This window comes from Neisseria wadsworthii 9715, from assembly GCF_000227765.1.
Classification (GTDB): Bacteria; Pseudomonadota; Gammaproteobacteria; order Burkholderiales; family Neisseriaceae; genus Neisseria; species Neisseria wadsworthii.
The window spans coordinates 455,840-478,084 of record NZ_JH165159.1 but is presented as its reverse complement, the minus strand read 5'-3'; the positions used below and the strand labels follow the sequence as shown (position 1 = coordinate 478,084).

Sequence of the window (22,245 nt, the reverse complement as noted above, 5' to 3'; positions counted from 1 at the left end):
TCCATTGTTGGGATTACGATTAATGCTACAAAGAGAAATCTATTTTTTTGGCAAACTAAGCCAATCTCGCGATTTTATTGTTTCCGATAATCTGCAAGCCGACGATAAACATTTTTGGGACGGCTGGTTTGGCCGTTGCACCAGCCAAGACAAATTAATTCCGTTTACCCGAAAAACATTCACCACACCGAAAACTTGGCTGTTTTGTATCAAACTACCCGACGATATTGCTTATACGGGCATAACCGCCCTCAGCGCCGACCAAACCGGCAGGCAATATCCTTTCGTATTATTCTGCAAACCCGACTCTCATTCCGACTTATCAGACTCCGTCAGCTTTATTGCTGAAAAAACAGATTTCTTCCGCAACACTTTAAACAACGGCAAGTGCATTATCGAAAATTGCTTTAACGCCGGCACAAGCCATAGCTCCGTTCTTTTATCCGAACCTTTCCGAAACTATTTATCTAATTCAGGCGATACCGGCAGTTTTTGGCAGGAAAGCGAAAGCGGCCGCCATATAGAACACGAAGGCCAGCCCTCGTGCTCTCTGTTTAATAAATTATTTGGATCGTAAACTGATGAAAACATTTTCCCGATGGGACGAACCTATTTCCGCCGATGCTCCTGAAGGGGTGAATATCGAATACGACAGCCGCTTTCTGGAACTGCAAAGCGCGGCGGAAGGCAAGCCCGAGCAACAATACGGCGACACCATTATTCCGGCGGAAGAACCGGATTGGGCAACCGTAGAGAAATTATGCAACCAATTGCTGGCCGAATCGAAAGACCTGCGCGTCTTGGCTTATTACACGCAAGCCCTTACCGCCAAACACGGGCTTGTCGGATTCTGCGCCAGCTGTGAAGCCATCAAAACCAATGTGGATTCGTATTGGGATTCCATCTACCCCAAACTCGAAGATGAAGACGGCGAGTACGATCCGTTTTACCGCATCAATGCACTCAGCGCTTTCACAACGCTCGACGGCATCGTTAAAGAAATTTTTCCGGCCAAACTGTTGGTAAACGGGCTAACCCAGCAACCGGTTACCGTAAAAGAAGCAGTTTCCGTGTTACAAGGCAACGATCCGCAAAGCTATCCGGGCGGAAAAGACCGGCTGATGCTCGACATCAGAGTAAGTGCCGACACCGGCAAGCCGGAATTGGTGGCTTTGATCCAAGCATTAGGCCATCTGAAAGAAATCCAAAATACTTTCTCAACCAAGCTGCAAGACGAGCATTCCCTCAATTTCGAGGTCATTCAAAAGCCGCTCACCCTGATTCATAAAGCTGTCAATTACAACGACGGCAGCACACCGCAGCCGCAACAGGCGGAACAAACAGACCACACAGCCGAAACCTCCGCCGCAAACGGCACGCAAGAGCAAACGGCTTTCCAAGATGCCGATGCGTGGCGCCGTCTGAATATCAAAAACCGCGCCGATGTCGATTTGGCTTTGGAGAAAATCTGCGTCTATTTTGAAACCCTTGAACCCAGCCACCCTGCCCCGCTGTTTATCCGCAGGGTGCAGCGCCTCATGAATATGGACTTCTACGACATCATGAAAGATATCAGTCCAGAAAGCATTGCCAATTTGGAAGTTTTAATCGGCAAACCGGAAGAAGAAGCTGGAACTTCCGGCGAGTGAAATAGTCTATTTTTAATAAGCTAAAGTTTGTTGAGAGAAAACAGCTTTAATCATTTAAAGGTTACTGAACATGTCACGAAACAAATCATCTGGTCAAAAGTTTATTGCCCGCAACCGGGCTCCACGGGTACAGATTGAGTACGATGTAGAACTGTACGGTTCCGAGAAAAAAATCGAACTTCCGTTTGTGATGGGTGTCATGGCCGATCTGGTCGGCAAGCCCGTCGAACCGCTACCCGAATTGGCCGAACGCAAGTTTCTGGAAATTGACGTAGATAATTTCGACGAGCGTATGAAAGCCCTCAAACCGCGCGTGGCATTCAACGTGAAAAACACGCTCACCGGCGAAGGCAATCTGAACGTAGAGCTCGAATTTGAAAGCATGGACGATTTCTCACCCGCCGCAGTAGCCAAAAAAGTAGAACCTCTAAACGAGCTTTTGCAAGCGCGCACGGAGCTTTCCAACCTGCTCTCATACATGGACGGCAAGAGCGGTGCGGAGGAATTAATCGGAAAAGTCTTGGGTGACAGCGAGCTGCTGAAAAGCCTTGCAGCCGCACCGAAAGCAACACCCAAAGACGAGCAGTAATTTCGGATGAAAACCAATAAAGCGAGAGTGAATCATGGCTGAAAAGCAATTAGATATCCAAGGGGGCGGCGGCGCGCAAACCGCGTTTGCAGCGAGCGAATTCGAACAACTGCTGCAAAAAGAATTCAAACCCAAAACCGAAGAAGCCAAAAGTGCCGTAACCAATGCCGTGGCAACTTTGGCCCAACAAGCCTTGCAAAATGTCGTTACGATTTCAGACGACACTTATCAAACCATCGAAGCAATCATTGCCGAACTCGACAGAAAACTTTCCGAACAAATCAACCTGATCATGCACCACGAAGATTTCCAAAAACTGGAAGGCGAATGGCGTGGTTTGCATCATTTGGTTAACAACACCGAAACCGACACCCTGCTGAAAATCAAAGTATTGCCGATTTCCAAAAAAGAAGTGGCCCGCAACCTGAAGCGCTTCAAAGGCACGGCTTGGGATCAAAGCCCGCTGTTCAAACGCATTTACGAAGAAGAATACGGCCAGTTCGGCGGCGAACCTTTCGGCTGCTTGGTTGGCGACTATTATTTCGACCATTCCGCACCCGATGTGGAAATGCTCAACAGCCTCGAGAAAATTGCTGCGGCCGCACACTGTCCGTTTATTGCCGGCGCATCGCCCAAACTGATGCAGATGGAATCTTGGCAGGAATTGGCCAATCCGCGCGACTTAAGCAAAATCTTCCAAAACGCCGAATACGCACCGTGGCGCAGCCTGCGTGATTCCGAAGATTCACGCTATATCGGCTTGGCCTTACCACGTTTCTTGTCGCGCCTGCCTTATGGTGCCAGCACCAATCCTGTGGACGAATTCGATTTCGAGGAAGAAACCGAAGGCGCGGATCACAACAAATACACTTGGGCCAACGCAGCCTATGCGATGGCGGTGAACATCAACCGCTCGTTCAAATACTACGGTTGGTGTACTTCTATCCGCGGCGTGGAATCCGGCGGTATCGTTGAAAACCTGCCCTGCCACACCTTCCCGACCGACGACGGCGGCGTGGACATGAAATGCCCGACCGAAATCGCCATCAGCGACCGCCGCGAAGCCGAGCTGGCAGCATTGGGCTTTATGCCGCTGATCCACCGCAAAAATACCGATTTGGCAGCGTTTATCGGCGCGCAATCCCTGCACAAGCCTGCCGAATATTATGATCCCGATGCTACAGCCAATGCCCGTTTGTCTGCCCGCCTGCCTTATCTGTTTGCATGCTGCCGCTTCGCCCACTATCTGAAATGTATCGTGCGCGACAAAGTCGGTTCGTTCCGCGAACGCGAAGATATGGAACGCTGGTTGAACGAATGGATTATGAATTACGTAGACGGCGACCCAATTAACTCTACCCAAGAAACAAAAGCCCGCAAACCGTTGGCGGCGGCGGAAGTAGTAGTGGAAGAAGTAGAAGACAACCCAGGATATTACACTTCCAAATTCTTCCTGCGCCCGCACTACCAACTTGAGGGGCTTACCGTTTCATTGCGCTTAGTTTCCAAACTGCCTTCGGCTAAACAGGAATAGTCGGGTTTGGTTTATTTAGTCGGGCATACTCGTGCCCTGTTGTCTGATCGCTTAAATTTCTTAACAAGGAGAGTAAAACATGGCTATTGATATGTTCATGAAAGTTGAAGGTGTAAACGGCGAATCAAAAGATGCCAACCACAAAGACTGGACCAATATCGAAAGTTTCGACTGGGGTGCCGAGCAACCCGGTTCGATGACCAGTGGTGGCGGCGGCGGTGCCGGCAAAGTGAATTTTAACGACTTGACCGTAGTTGCCGCCATTGATAAAGCCGCTCCGACCATTCTGAAAAACTGTGCTACCGGCCAACACTTGAGCAAAGTAGAAATCTCCGTGTGCAAAGCCGGCGGCGAACAGATCGAATATTCGCGCACCACATTGGAAGACGTTTTGGTAACCGGTGTGAAATTCATCGGCGTACAAGGCAATGACGCGCTGAAAATGCGTTACTCATTCCAAGCTGCCAAAGTGAAAAACCAATATTGGGAACAAACCGATAAAGGTTCCAAAGGCGCCGAAGTTCAGATGGCCTTCAACATCAAAGAAAACAAATCTGCATAATCCTTATGCACGTTTAGTTGGAGAAGCCTGGCTTAAAAGGCGTTTTAAGTCAGGCTTTACATATATTATATACTTTTCAGACGGCCTCTACCCTTCTTGAAAAGTCAATTCGGGCTTTCGCTCTTACTACACTTTCTACAAAAATAAACAAGGAGTTGCTGAGATGGATTTGAAAACTAAATTATCGGACATGATTGAGCTGGTGCGTTCAAATCCCGACAATCAGGAACACCGTTTGGCATTGATTCAATATCTTTGCCTGTGCGCAAAATGGGATCAGGCGCTGAAACAGATCGGGCAATACCAAAAACTCTTCCCCAACACCCAAAAGCCCCTGATGCTCTATCTCATTGAAAACATCGAAGCAGAAATGCGCCGCCAAGCCGTTTTAACGGCACAGCAAAAGCCGAAAACGCTGGAACAGCAAGCCGGCAAGCTCGATATTCTGCAAAAACAACTCTCTTTGGTCGCTCATGTGGCAGAACAAAAAAGCACGGCTCTTGCCGACGACTATGCCATTTTATCCGACCACATCGACGAAACACCGGTAAACATTACCTATCTTCTGGCAGACAAATCGGTTGCAGACACCGGCGGCAACTGGATTATCGACGGCGACGTACGTACCGCTTTTGTTTACGAATACTTCTACCGCGGCCACTACTACTGGCAAACTTGGGGCTCTATCGAAAGCATTTCTTTCAAAGCACCCGCTTCCTTGCTCGACGTGATTTGGAGGCCGTCTGAAATCACATTCAGCCACGGCGAATGCATCCAATGCACCAGCCCCGCCCGCTATGCCGTTTTACCGGATGCAGAATCGGAATGGTCGGATCTGCTGCTGCAATGCGCACAAACCGACTGGGTTGAAGTGGCAGACCAACTTTTCACCGGCATCGGCCAGAAGATGCTGTACACCGACAACCGCGATTTCGGCCTGTTGGATATCCGCAGCATTAAATTCGAGCAACACCGTTAAACCCACCCATCTGTCAGCCACGGCAATTAATCATGTCGCAATTCAGAAATCAACTGCTGCCTTCTTTGTTCGACAGACTCACCGACGAAGATCCGCGCAAAAAAAAAGAAGCACGACCCGATCAGGCCATCAATCTTAACCAATATCGGCAAGCCGTGCTGCGCGATATTCTTTACCTGCTGAACACCTGCAACCTGCAAGCGGAAACCATGGAGCAACACTTGCCCGAAAACGTGCGTTCTTCCACGCTCAACTACGGCATTCCGCCCCTTTCCGGCGTTAATTTTTCCGACATAGAATGGCAGGACGTGGAGCAAAACATCAAGCAGGCCATTCTCGATTTCGAACCACGGCTCGACAGCAAATCGCTGCAAGTGATTGTGAACACCGAAGACGATGACGACGATGCCTTGCACAACAAACTGATTATTGAAATCAAAGGCCATCTGAAACTCAACCCTTATCCAAAAGAATTCCTGCTGCGAACCAGCATGGATATCGAAACCGGGCTGTTTAATTTATTAGAAGGGGGAACGGGCCGTGAATAACAAATTACTGTCTTATTACAATAAAGAGCTGGCCTTCCTGAAAGAAATGGGCAGGGAGTTTGCGCTCAAATATCCCAAAGTGGCTTCCCGACTGGCCTTAGATACTTCCGACATTCCCGATCCTTACGTCGAACGGCTGCTGGAAGGCGTGAGCTTTCTCACCGCCCGCACCCAGCTTAAACTGGATGCGGAATATCCCCGTTTCGTGCAAAGAATTTTAGAAGTCGTTTACCCCGACTTCATCAACCAAAAACCGGCGGCGGCCATTGTCAATTTAGAACCCGCAGGCCAATACAACGCCGATGTTATCAATCTGCTGGAGCGCGGCAGAATATTGAGGTCGCTGCCGATTGACGAATTCAAGGTAAGCTGCCCGTTTTCGGTAACCAAAACCACCGAAATCCTGCCGCTACGCATAGAAAAAGCCAAATATACCGATTCGCTCGGCTATTTGCCGGGTACACTTCCCATGCTCAAACCCTCTTCCGGCAAAAAAGTACAATCCGCCCTACGCTTGGATTTTTCGCTCAGCGTGCCCGGAGCGTGTTCGGAAATGCTGCCGGACAAACTGCCTGTGTTTTTAGGCACGGAGCTTTCCAAATCGTCTTCTTTGCTGTTCCTGCTGGCTTCCGAATGCGTGGGCGTAGTCTGCCACAGTTATGAAAACCCCAAACAATGGCACTACCCGCTGCCGTCTCAACCGGAACATAGCGGATTTAGCGAAGACGAAGCCTTGTCTTTCAACCTGGACAAATCAGTCAGCGCGTTCCGGATTCTTCAGGAATATGCGCGGTTGCCGGAAAAATTCCTGTTTATTGCCCAAAAAGATATCAAGCAAGCTGTCCGGCAGGCCGAAAAAGAAGGCCATCTGCCTAAAGTACCCGAGCAGTTGGAAGAAATCGTGAGCGACAAGGGCATCAATAAGAAAATCATCACTTACCGCAAACGCTATTTCAGCCTGTCATTTTTGTTCAGCCACAAAATACCCGAGCTGACGGAGCTGGTCGGCGTGGAAGATTTTTCCGTAAACGCCGTGCCGGTGGTGAATTTATTCAGAAAAAAGAGCGCGCGCTTCCCCGTGAACATTCAAGATCGGGAACACCATGTCGTTATCGACCGCACTCAGCCGCTGAATTACGAAGTACACTCTATCGAACAAGTGAAAGGTTTCGACACCAACAACCGCCAAACCGTGGTTTTTTCGCCGATGTACAAAGCGCCGGATATGGGTTTGTTTCCAGAAGCACAAACCCAACATGCTTATTTTTCGGCGCGGCGGGCAGACAGGATGCCGTCTGAAAATGCCGTTAAAAACGGCTTCCGCTCTTCCTATCTGGGCAGCGAAGTGTTTCTGTCGCTGGCCGACAATAAAGACTACGCCTTCAATTCAGGCATCCAGCACCTTTCCGTCGATGCTTGGTGTACCAGCAGGGATTTGCCGCTGATGATGCCGCGTGACGGTGAGTCGGATTTCCTAATCGAAGGTTTTTTGCCGGTTAGCTCGATCAAACTGATTTCCAAACTGACGCGGCCTCTAGCGGCGGTGAGTGAAGACAGAACGCTTTGGCCGTTTTTAAACCAATTGAGCCTGAACTATCTGTCGCTGCTGAACACCGATCAAGAAGATGCCCCCGTTACCTTGAAAGAATTATTGATGGTGTTTGTTTCTTCCGAAAACGATTTGCTGAAGAAACAAATCGAGTCGATTACCCGGGTGGACACCGCCATTGTGAATAAAGTGGTTCGCCATCACGGCACCGCTGCTCCCGTGCGCGGCATCAAAATCACCGTTACGCTCGATGACGCACAATTGGGCGGCATCCATCCCTTCCTGTTCGGCTCGGTTTTAAACCATTACTTCCGGCACTTGGTGTCGATCAACTCATTTATACAACTGCAAATCGACACGCTCCAACAAGGGCATGTGGCCACGTGGCCGACCGCGGTTGGAGAAAGGGTAATCATATGAGTCTGGTTAATGTGCAAACGGATTTCGGCGACCCGCTGGACGATGCTTGGGATGAAAAACTCACCGGCTTTTTAAACAAAGTCGCCTCCCAGCCGTATAAATATGACTACTTTTCACTCTTGCGCCAGCTTGAGTCGGTTAAGTTTGTTACCGGCGGCAAGATGTTGGGCAAGGCAGTCAGCCCGAAAATGGAAAAAATCAGAATCCGCCAAGAGCCTTCGCTTATTTTTTCCCCGCGCAACATCCAATCGGTAACGCTGTCGCCCCATTATGCGGAAATTTCCATCAACGGCTTCGGCTTGTTCGGCCCTTCCGGCCCCCTGCCCCTGCATTTGACCGAATATGCCTACGAGCGCCAACACCAGCACGGCGACCGTACATGGACGGGCTTTGCCAATATGCTGCAACACCGTTTGGCGGTCTTGTTTTATCGGGCATGGGCCAACGCGCAAAGCATTACTTCTTTAGACAAAAACGCCGACGACCGCTTCGGCAGATACATCGCCGGCTTCAACGGCCTGAATACCCCGCCCATACACAACGAAGGCCGGATTCACGAATTTGCCAAGCGTTATTTTGCCGGTTTGCTGATGAAGCAAAGCCGCTCCGCCGCCAACCTGCAACAGTTGCTCAACCGCTATTTCAAAGCGCCCGTTACCATTCAAACCAATGTCGGATACTGGGTTGAAGTTGCCGAAGAAAAAACGCAAATCGGCGCAACAGGCGGCTATACGCTGGGAGAAGGTTTGCTGCTGGGCGACAAACTTTACGATGTTCAAAGCAAATTCCGCATAATCATCGGCCCGCTGACTCTGCCGGCCTACCGGTCGTTTTTCAAAGACGGCACCAACACCGCCCGCCTACGGGAATGGGTGCGCCTGTTTGCCGCAGACGAATACGAATGGGACATACAGCCCGTTTTGATGCAAAAAGAAGTTCCCTCGATGGATTTGGGCGGGCAAACCCAGCTCGGCTTGTCGACTTGGCTGGGCAATGTTTCCCGCGACGCTGAAGACTTAATCGTCAGCAACCGTTAAACGGCTTTTTCAGACGGCCTCATCCTGATAAAAGCCTCTTACAAACCGTTTTGGACATGTTGGATTATTTAAGGAAATCTTATGTCAGACATCAGCCGCAGCGTATTATTCGGTAAGTTGAATACTACCTTATACAAAACTCTGGAAAATGCCTACACATTCTGCCGCCTTCGGGAAAACAGCTATGTCGAGCTGGTGCACTGGCTCCATTCCCTGCTGCAAACCGAAAAAACCGACATTTTCTGCCTGATAAACCGTTTCAATTTAGACGAAGCGAAAGTACGCAAAGACGTATTGGCCGCCGTGGAAAAACTGCCCGCCGGCGCCACTGCCGTTATCGATTTTTCCGAGCATATCCAAACCCTTGTCGAACAAACTTGGACATACAGCTCGCTGAAATTCGGCACCGACAAAATCCGCACGGCGCATATTTTCTACACCATGCTGCAAAATAAAACTTTGCAGGGTATCTTGGCCAACATTTCATCGGAATTCCTTAAAATCAAACCCGAAACGCTGGCAGACGACATCATCGCCATTACCGCCGGTTCGGAAGAAAATCTCGATGCCGCTAAAAACGCCTTATCTTCGGAGCCTACCGCCACCCACAAAGAAAGCGCGTTGGCCAAATACGGCAGCAACCTTACCGAAAAAGCCAAAAACGGCGAAATAGACCCGCTTACCGGCCGTGATACCGAAATCAGACAAATCATCGACATCCTGATGCGCCGCCGCCAAAACAACCCGATTCTCACGGGCGAAGCCGGTGTCGGCAAAACCGCCGTGGTCGAAGCGTTGGCCTTGCGCTTGGCCGCAGGCGACGTGCCGCCCGGATTGCAAGACGTACAGTTAATCCTGCTGGACATCGGCCTGCTCAAAGCCGGTGCCAGCATCAGCGGCGAATTTGAATCGCGGCTCAGGGCGGTGATGGACGAAGTCGAATCCAGCCCTACGCCGATTGTGCTGTTTATTGACGAAATCCACACCTTAATCGGCGCGGGCGGCGCAGCCGGCACGGGCGATGCCGCCAACCTGCTCAAACCCGCTTTGGCCCGCGGCAAACTGCGCACCATCGGCGCAACAACATGGGCGGAATACAAAAAATACTTTGAAAAAGACCCCGCCCTCACCCGCCGTTTCCAAGTCGTGCAGGTAGACGAACCCAGCGAAGATAAAGCCGTCAACATGCTTAGAGCGTTGAATCCGTCGCTGGAAAAACACCACAATGTGATTATTCTCGACGAAGCGATTCAGGCGGCCGTGAAACTCTCCCACCGCTATATTCCCGCACGCCAACTGCCCGATAAAGCTGTCGGCCTGATCGATACCGCCTGCGCGCGCGTTGCCGTCAGCCAGCACGCCGTACCCGGCAGCATCGAATACCTGCAAAAAAAATCCGAAGCATTAAAACTCGAACAAGCCAATCTGGAACGCGAGAAAAAGCTCAGTTTCGATTCCGAAGAGCGGATGGCGAATATCGGCAAAGAACTGGCCGAAGTTGAAGGCCGTCTGAAAGAATTGGAAGAAAGATGGCAAACAGAAACCGGCTTGGTTGCCGAGCTGTTGGCCGTGCGCGAACAAATCATGCAGGCAGGGCAAGAAACCGCCGATGATGAAAGCAAGCAGTTGTACGCACGCCAAAAAGAACTGGTCGACAAACTGAAAGAACTGCAAGGTATCCAACCGCTGGTGATGCCGTTGGTCGACAGCCGCACGATTGCCGACGTGGTGGCCGACTGGACGGGCATTCCCGTCGGCAAAATGATGAAAGACGAAGTAGAGGCCGTATTGCAACTGGCCGACACTTTAAACAAACGCATCATCGGCCAACGCCACGGCCTGGATGCGATTGCCCGCCGAGTTCAAACGTCGCGCGCCAATCTCGACAACCCCAACAAACCCATCGGCGTTTTCATGCTGGCCGGCCCTTCCGGTGTGGGTAAAACCGAAACCGCGCTGGCTCTGGCCGACACCTTGTACGGCGGCGAGCAAAACATGATTACCATCAACATGAGCGAATATCAGGAAGCGCACACCGTATCCACCCTGAAAGGCGCACCGCCGGGATATGTCGGTTACGGCGAAGGCGGCGTGCTGACCGAAGCCGTGCGCCGCAAACCGTATAGCGTTATCCTGCTCGACGAAGTGGAAAAAGCGCACCCCGACGTGCATGAAATCTTTTTCCAAGTATTCGATAAAGGCTGGATGGAAGACGGCGAAGGCCGCTACATCGACTTCAAAAACACCATCATCATCCTCACCACCAACGTCGGTACGGATTTGATTATGGACATGTGCGACGACCCCGACATGCTGCCGACTCCTGAAGGCTTGGCCAAAGCCTTGCGTACGCCCATGCTTAAAGTGTTCCCTGCTGCCTTATTGGGCCGCATGCAGGTTGTCCCCTACTATCCGCTATCCGACGATATGCTCGCGAAAATCGTTGAATTGCAATTGGGCCGTATCGTGAAACGGATCAAAGACAACCACAACATCGACCTGACCTATTCACCCGAAGTGCTGAAACTGATTACCTCTCGCTGCACCGAAGTCGAATCGGGCGGCCGTATGATCGATGCGATTCTCACCAATACCGTTCTGCCGCAAATCAGCCACGAACTGCTTACCTGCGCAACGCAAGGCAAACAGGTTTCGGCGGTGAGCATCGGCGTGAAAGACCATGACTTTACCTACAAATATAAATTCAAGAAAAAAGATAATGTTAAGTAAAAAGGAAAAACTAAAATATGTTTAACCCTTCTAACATCTTAAATAAGCAATGTCTACAAATTTCATTATGTAAACACCAACACTTAACAAAACACCACAAATTTGTTACAAAATTTATTGTAAGTAAAGTTGCGAATTAAGATTAGGCTATCAATATGCATAAAAATTTGATGAAATACATACTATTCTTGGTAATACCTTTAATGCTGAATGCATGTGCTTCCAATCATAAACCACCAAAAGAATCTGATGAAAGCGGTGAAATGATTGACCTACAAATCATTATTTCACCTGATGTAAATTCTGATTTGGCAGGTCGGCCTTCTCCCATACGTTTGGATTTATATCAATTAACCTCAGATGGCGAGTTCAAAAAAGCAAATTATTTTGAGCTTACCAACAACGCCAAAGAAACTTTAGGTGATAAATTAATCCAACAAAGCCAATTCATGCTATATCCAAACACAGTAAAGATATTGCCAATTAAAATAGATTCCCATCTAAAATATTTAGGTGTAGTAGCAAGTTATCGCGATTTAGATAACAGCCGATGGCAACTGATTTTATTGAAACAGAAAAAACGCTGGTATCAATTTGGCAAACATTATTTCTATTTAAATCTAGGCAGAAACAAATTAAATCAGTTATCAAAGACAGAAATGCGCAACATGCTGCAAGAATATAAAGAGCGCCACCCCGACAACAAACGCATCAAAGAAAACGGCAAAGTCCGCAAACACGACAGCGACCTTAGCAAAGGCGTTTTCCGTGAAGAACAATAACAACTTCCGTATAAAAGATTTAGGTTGAAAACATGGCGATAGAAGCAAAAGTAGTCTGGTCTGAGGGAATCTTCATTACTCCCCAGCATTTCCAGCAATTTGAACGTTACATTGAATCCGGTTTACGTCAATCAGTCGTTTCCCGTGAAGGCTATTTTTGGGGGTTTTCTTCACTGGTTTTGGATTCAGACGGCCTCAAGCGAGGGGTAATCGGTATTCGTGAAGCAGAAGGCGTGTTTCCCGACGGCTCGGTCTTTTTACTTTCTCAGAAACAACTCGAAAATTTGAGCTTAAACGTTCCTGCCAATATTAAAGATACCAAAATCTGCTTGGCCGTTAACTTACCCTCTTCTGTGAATAATGAGATTTGCTTTCCGGATCAAGACTCAACTGCCCCTCACCGCTATCAAGCATTTGATAAAACACTTGCAGATACCACCAATACCGAATTAGACGGCCGCGAAATTACCTTGGCAGAACTTAATCCCATTCTGGTTTTAGAAAGCGATGTTACCAGCGGACAAACGGCTTTACCTATTGCCCTGATCCGCGCCAGCTCGGCGGATTTCGAGGTGGTTTTAGACGAATCCTATATCCCACCTTGCCTCGGCAGCCAAAAGCAACAGCATTTAAAGGCTTATATTTCAGAGATATACGGCCTGCTGATGCAAAAAAGCAATAGCTTGGCCAATGCCGTAAACGATCCCAACACCGGCGGCTCTGTCGAAGTGATGGATTTCATGATGCTCCAAACCATCAACAGATATCTGGCCTATCTACATCATGAAAATGAAGGCGCCCGCCAAACCCATCCAGAACAGTTATTCGTTAATCTGTCGAAACTCTGTGCTGATTTAATGACTTTCTTGCCTGCCCGCAAAGTGGGCGAAATTCCTGTCTATCAGCACAATGACTTGGCCTCATGCTTCGGCAAATTATTTTTCAATCTGCGTAAATCACTCTCCATCGTGCTTGAGCAAAGAGCGATCAGAATTCCTCTCGATATGCGTGACGAAGCAACCCATGTTGCCCAAACACCTGATCAAAGCCTGCTGGATAAAGCTTCATTCGTTCTCGCTATCAAAGCCGATATGCCGAACGAAGCATTGCGCCAAAAAATTCCCAGCGTAGTGAAGATAGGCACTGTGGAAAAAGTAAAAGAATTGGTGGCCTACCACCTGCCCGGTATCAGAGTGCATGCTTTATCCGTTGCGCCGAGAGAGCTTCCCTATCATAGTGGCTACGTTTATTTCGAGCTGGATAAGAAAAACGAATTATGGGATATGTTTGATACCTCTTCAGGAATGGCATTCCATTTGGCAGGGAATTTCCCGAACTTAGATGTTGAATTTTGGGCAATTAAATCTTTGAGCTAATTAATTTGATTTGGAACTGTATATGAATAACCAGAATCATGCTGCTTATGGAAGTGTAAACACTTACAACCCCTTAATTGAAGCGGCGAAGCCTGTTTTCATTTTGGTCAATGCAATGCGGCAAACAACCAGCCAGTTGTCTACCGACAGCCTGATCAATAAGTTTTCTTTGTTGATTAACCGCTTTGAGGAAGATGCCGAAAAAAACGGCGCCAAATATGATGCGATACAAGCAGCAAAATACTGCTTGTGTACCTTTGTAGACGAGTTGGCCGTCCGTGCAGGCTGGGCAGATGAAACGTGGTCTAAAAACAGCCTGCTGGTGTCTTTTTACGACGAGACATGGGGCGGCGAACGCTTTTTTGAAATTATTCAAAACTTAAAGCAAGATCCTGATAAAAATATTGATTTGCTTGAGTTTATGTATTTATGTTTGCAATTCGGTTATAGAGGCAAATATCAGGTTTTGAACAGCGGCGAGCTTGAAGTAGATAAAATCAAAAGAGATTTACTCGCCCTGATCCACAGCAAACGACCTGATCAAACGGTGAATCTTTTCAAGCATGATCCGGTTGTGACCAACACTATCCAAAGAAAACAGAGGCTTACCATCCCTTTATGGGTGGTTGGCGTATTGGGTGCAGTCGTATTGGGCATCGGCTATTTTGCTATGCAATGGTCGTTAGGAGACGATTTCGATACCGCCAGTACCAAAGTCAACAGCCTCAAACTACCTGCCGTCACACTCAAGCAGCAGGAAACAAAAGCAACAGTCCGTCTGCGCCCCTTATTGGAAAATGAAATTGCCAGAAAATTAGTATCGGTTGCCGACGCCCAAGATAGAAGTACAGTCACTATTTTAGGCGATGGCTTGTTTGAATCCGGTTCCGCACAGATTCAAGACCAATACTACCCCGTTTTGGCTACGGTCGCTCAGGCTTTGGATAGCGTTGACGGGCAAATTGTCGTAACAGGCTATACCGATGACAAACCCATTCAAAGCTTGAATTTCCCGTCTAACTGGCATCTCTCACAAGGTCGTGCCGATGCAGTAAAAGATATTTTGTTGACTTACGTTAAAAACGGCGGAACACGCATTCGTTCGGAAGGGCGAGGCTCAACCAATCCTGTTGTACCGAATGATACTGTGGAAAACAGAGCCAAAAACCGACGGGTTGAAATCACCTTATTCACAACCGGCGGCGGCCCTAAACTGGGCAGCGCAGTAGAAGTGCAAACCGACGCTCCGGCTGCTCAACCAAGCAGCGATGTCAGTGCAGGTCAATAATCTGAAATTGGATTGATACGGAAAAACAAACATGAAAAAAATTCTTTATTTTCTAGGTTCCCGTTCTTTATGGGTAATGTTGGGTATCGCCGGTCTGATTATATTGGTATGGTTTATCGGCCCGCTGATTTCCATAGGAGAAATCCGTCCTTTAGCGAGCAAAGTCGTGCGCTTTGCCGTGTGTGCCGCCATTATCGGTATTTGGTTGGCGAAAGCCATATTCCGCCAATATCGCGAGTCGCGCCGTAATGCCGCTTTATTGAAAGAAATCAAAGCGGCACAAGAACCCATTTTGAAAAGTGCAAGTGATATCAGCTCTATGAGCCGCCAATTTGCCGAAATGGACAAAGTGCTGAAAAACGCCAAGTTTTCCAAATCCAAAAACAGCTTATTAGCGAAATTGGAAGAAGGCCAATATCTCTATCAAATGCCGTGGTATGTCGTCTTGGGTGCGGCAGGCTCCGGTAAAACCACAGCCCTGAAACGCTCCGGCCTTAATTTCCCGCTGGAAAGCACTTTGGGAACATCTGTCAGCGGCTTGGCAGGTACAAGGGATTGCGATTGGTTTTTATCCGATGAAATCGTGTTGCTGGATACTGCCGGCAGACTGTCTCTGCACGATAACCACAGCAATAAAGATTCCAGCGATTGGGAAGAATTTGTATCGTTGCTGAAGCGCTACCGCCCCAAACAACCTATCAACGGTGTATTGGTTACTGTGGGTGTGGATGATTTATTAGGTGGCAAAACCAATATCACGGAAATATCGGCGGAACTGCGCAAGAGAATCCACGAAATGCACACCAAGCTGGGCATTCATTTCCCTGTCTATCTGATGATAACCAAACTGGATTTACTGCATGGTTTTGATAAGTTTTTCTCTCACTTAACAGAAGAGCAAAGAAATCAATACTTAGGTATTTCCCTGTCTGATACAGAAGGAATGGAAACGCCGATTGCTACCGCTTCCAATGCCTTATCTGAAATTGTAGACAAACTGCGTTCGTCTATGTTGGGAACCATTCACCAACTGGAATCTTCCGAAGATAAAGCGGCTGCTTTTGCCTTCCCTGAAGAATTCGAACGCCTGAATCAGGCAGTGTTGTCTCTATTTAAAGAATTGTCCAAATCCTCCAAGTTTGAACAACCTATTTCATGGAAAGGTGTTTACTTTTCAAGCGGTACCCAAACCGGACAACACATCAATCCGGTACTTGAAGGTTTGCAAAGCGATTTCCAATTATCCAGAAAATATTTGGATTCGGAACGTACGGCTTCTCAAAATACCGACCACAGTTTTTTCCTGAACAGGCTGTTTTCCGATGTCATTTTGAGCGGAGCAAATTTGGCCGGAGAAAACAAATCTTGGTTTGTTAAAAATCAAATGCTGTATTGGCTCGGTGTCGGCGCGATTGCTGCTACCGTGATTACCTGCTTGACCCTGATGTTGAACAGCTACTCCAATAACCGTTCCTATTTGGAACAAGTCGGCAGTAAAGCAACCAAATTGGGCATGGATGCGAAAAAATATGCGGATGCGCCCGATTTGCTTAAAGCGGTAACCTTTGCAGAACACGTTAGAGACACCACCAGAAGCAGCGAGATTCCCGATCTCTCGTCCCCTCCCCTCGGCTACCGCATGGGTCTGTATCAAGGCGCTCAAATGGAGGACGTGGGTGAGTCTGCCTATCGCAGAATTCTGCAAGACAACGTAATGCCTTTAATCAGCTATAAACTAGACGAGCTTCTGCGTACAACCAGCGGTTCAGACGGCATCAATGGCTACAATGCTTTAAAAGCCTATCTGATGATGTTTAATAAAGAACATTTCGACGCAGCTTTTATGCAAAACTGGCTGATGTCCAATCTGTCTAAAGCAGAATCTTCAGGCATGAGCGAGCAGCAGAAAAAATCTGTCGAGAAAGCTTTAAACCAAATCCTTTCCAAGCAAAGCATCACACCCAGCGTGCCTTATGATGAAGCATTGGTAGAACGCCGCCGGCAGGAAATTGCACAAAGAGATATTGCCACCATGGTATTGGAAGATACCGTGAATACGGTTGCCCGCTCAGGAAAAGAAGGGGTTACACCTGTTTCCTTTTCCAGCATGGGCGGTGTGCAAAGCCACTTGTTGTTCCGTCGGAAAACAGGCGGGGCTTTAAAAGAACCGATTAACTTCATCTATACCAAAGAGGCATACATCACCAAAGTATTGCCTGCCATGGTTAAATCGGCGGAACAGTTTTTTAACGAAGACAACTGGGTGCTGGGTAATTACGCCTCTTTAAGCCAAAGCAAGGCTTCCGTTCTTTCCGATGCGCAAAGGCTCTATTTCAGCAACTACATCAGAGTATGGAATAATTATTTAGCCGACTTGTCATTGGTTACGCCGAAATCATCGCGCGAGAGCATTCAGATTGCCAAACTGCTGTCTGAAAAAAATTCACCTTTGGCTAATATCATCAAAGGAATTAGCGATAACACGACGCTAACCATTGATAATCGGGTCGCTGAAAAAGCAGGCAGCAAAATTGCCGATTGGTTAAACAGAGCCGGCCTCTCCAAGCTTTTAGGCGCGGAAGGGGAAGCGAATGTAAAAAACGAATTGGCCGCTTTGAAACAGGCAACGCCTGTTGACGATGCTTTTGCAGACTTCCATATACTGACCGAAAGCACAAATGATCAGCCTCCCGCCATTAACGGCATTACCGAAGCCATCAACGATTTGTATGTTTATTTGGTTGCCGTTAACGTTGCAGTGGAAAAAGGGGTGGATCTGCCTCCCGACGATCCTTTTGTGAAATACAAGGCCGAAGTAAACCGATTGCCCTCTCCCTTCCGCCAAATGCTGGACAATTTTTCTGAGATTATCTTGAAAAACACCGATAAGATTGTCGATGAAAAACTCATGTCTACTTTGGAAAAACAATTGGCCACCCTAACCAACAGTTGCCAAGAAACACGCCAACAGGGCTATCCTTTCGAGAGAGGGTCTGAAAACAATGTTGCCTTGGAAAGCTTCTCCAGCATATTCGGCCCCAACGGCATCTACAACAAATTTACCAACTTATCGGGCGAAGCCGCCGTATTGGCCCGTTCGGAAAAGCTGGAAACATTAACGGCTAAAAACAGCGCATTTAAAGACCGCTTTTCCAAATTGGACGACATAGCAGCCATCCGACAAGGCTATTTCGACAAAGGCTCCGAAACACCTACCTTTGATTTTTCAGTTAAGGTTTTGATTCTTGATGCCAGCTTGGAGAGCGTGAATATTTCTTATGACGGAAAAAGCTATGTATACAGCCACGGACCTGTAAATCCGGCAACTTTTACTTGGCCTTCTAAAAATGAAAACGCTTTGGCAAAAATAGACATTTCCTCCCCTCAAATCAACAGCGCGGGTATCAGCGCCACCGGGCCGTGGTCAATCTTCCGCCTGATTGAAAAAGGCAAAATCGTGCGCCAAACAGGAAACACTACCGTAGTTGAATACAATATCCAAGGCAAAAACGTTGTGGTTGAATTTACAACCTCTACCGCATCGAACCCCTTTAATTTAAATAAATTAAGGAATTTTCAGTGCGTTTAAGCGTCTAACAAGGATAGATACAAGTAGGCCGTCTGAAAATAATATATTCCGAAATGCTTCCGCCCTAATCCTGCAAATGATGAAAAATAAAGGTTTAGACGCTTAACAAACGGAATATCGGTTTTTAATGTGAATAAGGAATTTCCCGAAATGAATAGAACAATCGTTGCTCATACACCTTTGGGACCACAACTGTTATTCAAAAAGATGCTCGGCACAGAATCCGTTTCCAATCTTTTTGAATTCGATATCACATTTGTTTCTAAAGATTCCAATTTACAAGGCAAAGATATCATCGGCCAGCCCGTAACGCTGGAAATTGATACCGAAGCGGGCAGCCCGCGCTACCTGAACGGCTTGGTTACCGATTTCGGCTACATCGGCGAAGATGAAGACGAAGAGGGCTACCATGCTTATGCTTGTACCGCCCGTCCGTTTATGTGGTATCTCACTCAAAATGTAGACAGCAGGGTGTTTGTTGATAAATCGGTGTTGGATATCGCCAATGAAGTTTTATCGCCGTTCGGATTCCCGTATCAAGTGAAATGCCAAAAAGGGTATCGGACAAGGGGCTTTTGCGTTCAATATCAGGAAACCAGTTTCGATTTCCTAAACCGCTTGTTTGAACAAGAGGGTATTTACTATTACTTTACCCACAGCAACGGCTCGCACGAGCTGGTTATCGCTGATGATGTCGGCATCTTAGAGCCTATTCCTTCTTCCAACATTCCTTACCACTCCCGCCAAACTGCGCCGGGCGCGCCCAGCACCGCTTATATCGACATCTGGGAAGAGCGGGACTCTCTGAAATCCAGCCAGTTCGTTACACAAGAATACAATTATAAAAACGCCAAAGTGCCAATGAAGTCTTCGGATTCCGTCCACGATTTCAGCTCGGTTTCTATGGAACATTATGATTTTTATACCGGCTTCAGCGATGTTTCCGAAGCGCAGAATTACAGCCAAGTGCGCAGTGAAGATTTGAAGAGCCAAACCAAAGTCATTACCGGCTCCGGCACGGCGTTGACGATTGCTCCGGGCTATGCGTTTACCTTGAGCAGACACCCGCATTCGTCATCCAATACCGAATATACGATTTTGAAGGCAAACTACGATTTTGAAGAAGCCGGCTATACCACCGGCGACCGCATCGGCAAATTCAGAATCTCATTCCGCGTATTGCCGAAGTCGTACCAATACCGCCCGCCGCTGAAAACACCCAAACCGAAAGTATTGGGTACGCAGGCCGCAACGGTAACCGGCCCGGCCGGAGAGGAAGTTCATACCAACGAATACGGCGATATTAAAGTCCAATTCCATTGGGACCGCTACGGTAAAATGGATGAAAACAGCTCCAACTGGGTGCGCGTAACACAAGGCTCGGCCGGTGCGGGATACGGTTCCATCAATACGCCGCGCATCGGCGAAGAAGTGTTGGTCGACTTCATTAACGGTGATGCCGACCGGCCGATCGTATTGGGCCGTCTGTATAACAGCGCAATGTCGCCGCCGTGGGGTTTCCCTGCCGCCGCCAAGCAATCCGGTATTAAGAGTAAAAGTTTCAACTCGCCGCTTTCCAACTTTAACGAGTTGATGTTCAACGATACCGCCGGCTCTGAAATGGTGAATTTTCAGGCACAGAAAGATTTGACATCGCTGGTTAAAAACAACGAAACCCGCAATGTCAATAACGACCGCACCACCACCATCGGCAATAACGAAACGGTAACGGTGGTGGGAGACAGGACTAAAACCGTCCAAAAAAACGAAACGGCTTCGATTACCCAAAACCGTACCAAATCGGTCGGTCAGGACGAAACGGCAAGCATTACCCAAAACCAAAGCATCAGTGTCGGCCAAAACCAAAGCACCAGCGTAGGCCAAAACCAAAGCACCAGTGTGGGCAAAGACCAAAGCGTCGACGTGGCGATGAACCGCAGCCGTTCGGTCGGTCAAAACGAGAATGTAACCGTCGGCCAAAGCCAGGCTTTGACGGTGGGACAGGATCAAAACGTTACCGTCGGCCAAAACCAAGCGTTTACCGTCGGTGCCAACCGCAATAAAACCGTGGTTTCGAACGAAGTCAGCAGCATCGGCGGCAACAAACAGGAAACGGTAAGCCAAAACGGTATGAACAACGTGGGCATCGGCCAGATGACCAATATCGGTGCCGGCTATTTGCTGAACGTCGGCGGCGGCTGGATGACCAATGTCGGCGCGGCGGAAATGCACAGCGTCGGCCTGGTGATGGGCATCAATGCCGGCATGAACATCGGCCTCAATGCCGGCCGCAACATTACTTTGTCCGCCAATTCCAAAATTACCCTGCAAGTCGGTAATTCCATGATTGTGATGGATAAAAACAAGATTGCGATTGTCAGCAAACAAATCAAAATCGTCGGTACCAAAGACATAGATATAGCCGGCAAAAAAGTGGACATCAACTAGAGAAGAACCGCCATGTTTGAGCTGGAAAACTTTACCTGTTTCCACACGCAGCAATTTAAAAATGTCGACCAGTTGGATCGGACGTATGATGTTGTGGTGGCCAAAGTCAGCTATGAGTTTGAAATAGACCCGGCAACCGGCAAGACGGAGTTGCAGTTTGCCCGCACGCAAACGCCGCTCACGTTTGCCGACACTTTTTACGGCGAGCCGTCGCAAACCGCCACCGAGTTTGAAAGCGATTTTTGCCTTTATAAACCGAAAACGGATTTTGTGATCAATGCGGTAGCCTACGCACCCGACGATCTGCCCGCCCGGCAATTTGCCGCTTCGGTCAGCATCGGCGATTACCGCAAAACCCTTGCCGTTACCGGGGAGCGCTATTGGGTACGCGAAGCCGTGGGCTGGTCTGTCGGCGAACCCTCCCCTATCCTTTCCCTGCCCATCCGCTATGAATTTGCTTTCGGCGGCAGCGAAGTCGAAGACGACCACACGGGCTATCAGGAAAACGCCATCGGCATCGGCTATTACCCGAAATCTTTCCTACAAAAAAACAGCTTCAAGCGGATGCTGAGAGCCCATCAGATTTACGATCCGGCCAAACCCGTGCGCGATCCTGCCGAAAAAGCCGCCCCCGAAGGCTTCGGCTTTATGCCGCGCTACTTCGCCCAACGCGCCAAACATACCGGCACCGCCGACACCCATTGGATTGAAAACCGCGCCCCGCTGCTGCCGGAAGATTTTTCTATGGCATATTGGAACAGCGCGCATCCGTCACTGCAACTTCCCCATCTGAAACCCAACCATATTTATGAACTCGGTTTCACCGGCATGGTACATTCCTTCCAAGCGCCCAACCAGCACTTTACCGTCGAACTGCCGGTAGAAACCGTGTTCGTCCATGCCTATACCGCGGCCAATCAGTCTTTGTGTAAAGATATGGTGCTGGACACCGTGTTTGTAGATGTGGAAAAACGGCGCATCGACTGCAACTACCGAACCTCTTTTGCGGAAGAGCTGGAAATCGCTTCGTGCCAACTCAGGTTTATCGCGCGGCACGAACGGGGAGACCAAATCGCAGCCGCCCAAGCCTGCCGCGATTCGCAAACCGAATTTATCCCCATACCGCCATCACTAACGGCACACGCATAAACCGATTGATTTCCAA

At 48.4% G+C, this 22,245-nt stretch carries 16 protein-coding genes; all 16 read left to right on the top strand.

Annotation, left to right across the window (positions count from 1 at the left end; all coding sequences use genetic code 11):
• Positions 1 to 22: 22 nt before the first annotated feature.
• The 16 genes from tagF to HMPREF9370_RS01900 all read left to right on the top strand — a co-directional run bounded on the left by tagF (position 23) and on the right by HMPREF9370_RS01900 (position 22,229).
• Entirely contained in the window at positions 23 to 577 is a 555-nt protein-coding gene (gene tagF, locus HMPREF9370_RS01975) for a type VI secretion system-associated protein TagF (RefSeq protein WP_009115602.1), read from the top strand.
• A 4-nt stretch (positions 578 to 581) separates the two neighbouring features.
• On the top strand, positions 582 to 1,649 hold the full coding sequence (tssA, locus tag HMPREF9370_RS01970) for a type VI secretion system protein TssA (RefSeq protein ID WP_009115601.1): 1,068 nt from the start codon (positions 582 to 584) through the stop codon (positions 1,647 to 1,649).
• A 70-nt stretch (positions 1,650 to 1,719) separates the two neighbouring features.
• Positions 1,720 to 2,238, top strand: a complete 519-nt coding sequence (gene tssB, locus HMPREF9370_RS01965; protein WP_009115600.1) for a type VI secretion system contractile sheath small subunit — start codon at positions 1,720 to 1,722, stop codon at positions 2,236 to 2,238.
• A 34-nt stretch (positions 2,239 to 2,272) separates the two neighbouring features.
• Positions 2,273 to 3,772, top strand: coding sequence for a type VI secretion system contractile sheath large subunit (gene tssC / locus HMPREF9370_RS01960; protein ID WP_009115599.1), 1,500 nt, complete (start codon positions 2,273 to 2,275; stop codon positions 3,770 to 3,772).
• A gap of 79 nt (positions 3,773 to 3,851) precedes the next feature.
• Positions 3,852 to 4,334: an Hcp family type VI secretion system effector gene (locus HMPREF9370_RS01955; protein ID WP_009115598.1), complete on the top strand. Its 483-nt coding sequence runs from the start codon at positions 3,852 to 3,854 to the stop codon at positions 4,332 to 4,334.
• A 163-nt stretch (positions 4,335 to 4,497) separates the two neighbouring features.
• Positions 4,498 to 5,313: a type VI secretion system accessory protein TagJ gene (locus HMPREF9370_RS01950; RefSeq protein ID WP_009115597.1), complete on the top strand. Its 816-nt coding sequence runs from the start codon at positions 4,498 to 4,500 to the stop codon at positions 5,311 to 5,313.
• 32 nt (positions 5,314 to 5,345) lie between these two features.
• Positions 5,346 to 5,861, top strand: a complete 516-nt coding sequence (gene tssE / locus HMPREF9370_RS01945; RefSeq protein WP_009115596.1) for a type VI secretion system baseplate subunit TssE — start codon at positions 5,346 to 5,348, stop codon at positions 5,859 to 5,861.
• On the top strand, positions 5,854 to 7,830 hold the full coding sequence (locus HMPREF9370_RS01940) for a type VI secretion system baseplate subunit TssF (protein ID WP_009115595.1): 1,977 nt from the start codon (positions 5,854 to 5,856) through the stop codon (positions 7,828 to 7,830). The genes tssE and HMPREF9370_RS01940 overlap by 8 nt, the downstream gene beginning before the upstream one ends.
• Positions 7,827 to 8,867: a type VI secretion system baseplate subunit TssG gene (gene tssG, locus HMPREF9370_RS01935; protein ID WP_009115594.1), complete on the top strand. Its 1,041-nt coding sequence runs from the start codon at positions 7,827 to 7,829 to the stop codon at positions 8,865 to 8,867. Before HMPREF9370_RS01940 ends, tssG begins: the two co-directional genes overlap by 4 nt.
• An 81-nt stretch (positions 8,868 to 8,948) precedes the next feature.
• The gene (tssH, locus tag HMPREF9370_RS01930; RefSeq protein WP_009115593.1) at positions 8,949 to 11,597 is read left to right on the top strand and encodes a type VI secretion system ATPase TssH; all 2,649 of its coding nucleotides are present in this window, start codon (positions 8,949 to 8,951) and stop codon (positions 11,595 to 11,597) included.
• A 155-nt stretch (positions 11,598 to 11,752) separates the two neighbouring features.
• On the top strand, positions 11,753 to 12,379 hold the full coding sequence (gene tssJ, locus HMPREF9370_RS01925; RefSeq protein ID WP_009115592.1) for a type VI secretion system lipoprotein TssJ: 627 nt from the start codon (positions 11,753 to 11,755) through the stop codon (positions 12,377 to 12,379).
• Positions 12,380 to 12,411: 32 nt separating this feature from the next.
• Positions 12,412 to 13,755: a type VI secretion system baseplate subunit TssK gene (tssK, locus tag HMPREF9370_RS01920; RefSeq protein ID WP_009115591.1), complete on the top strand. Its 1,344-nt coding sequence runs from the start codon at positions 12,412 to 12,414 to the stop codon at positions 13,753 to 13,755.
• 22 nt (positions 13,756 to 13,777) lie between these two features.
• Positions 13,778 to 15,043, top strand: coding sequence for a type VI secretion system protein TssL, long form (gene tssL / locus HMPREF9370_RS01915; RefSeq protein WP_009115590.1), 1,266 nt, complete (start codon positions 13,778 to 13,780; stop codon positions 15,041 to 15,043).
• A gap of 31 nt (positions 15,044 to 15,074) precedes the next feature.
• A complete protein-coding gene (gene tssM / locus HMPREF9370_RS01910) occupies positions 15,075 to 18,632 on the top strand; it encodes a type VI secretion system membrane subunit TssM (protein ID WP_009115589.1) in 3,558 nt (1,185 codons plus the stop codon).
• A gap of 150 nt (positions 18,633 to 18,782) precedes the next feature.
• Complete coding sequence (locus tag HMPREF9370_RS01905; RefSeq protein ID WP_040666782.1) at positions 18,783 to 21,080, top strand: type VI secretion system Vgr family protein; 2,298 nt, start codon at positions 18,783 to 18,785, stop codon at positions 21,078 to 21,080.
• Positions 21,081 to 21,092: 12 nt separating this feature from the next.
• Positions 21,093 to 22,229: a DUF2169 family type VI secretion system accessory protein gene (locus tag HMPREF9370_RS01900; protein ID WP_009115587.1), complete on the top strand. Its 1,137-nt coding sequence runs from the start codon at positions 21,093 to 21,095 to the stop codon at positions 22,227 to 22,229.
• Positions 22,230 to 22,245: the final 16 nt, after the last annotated feature.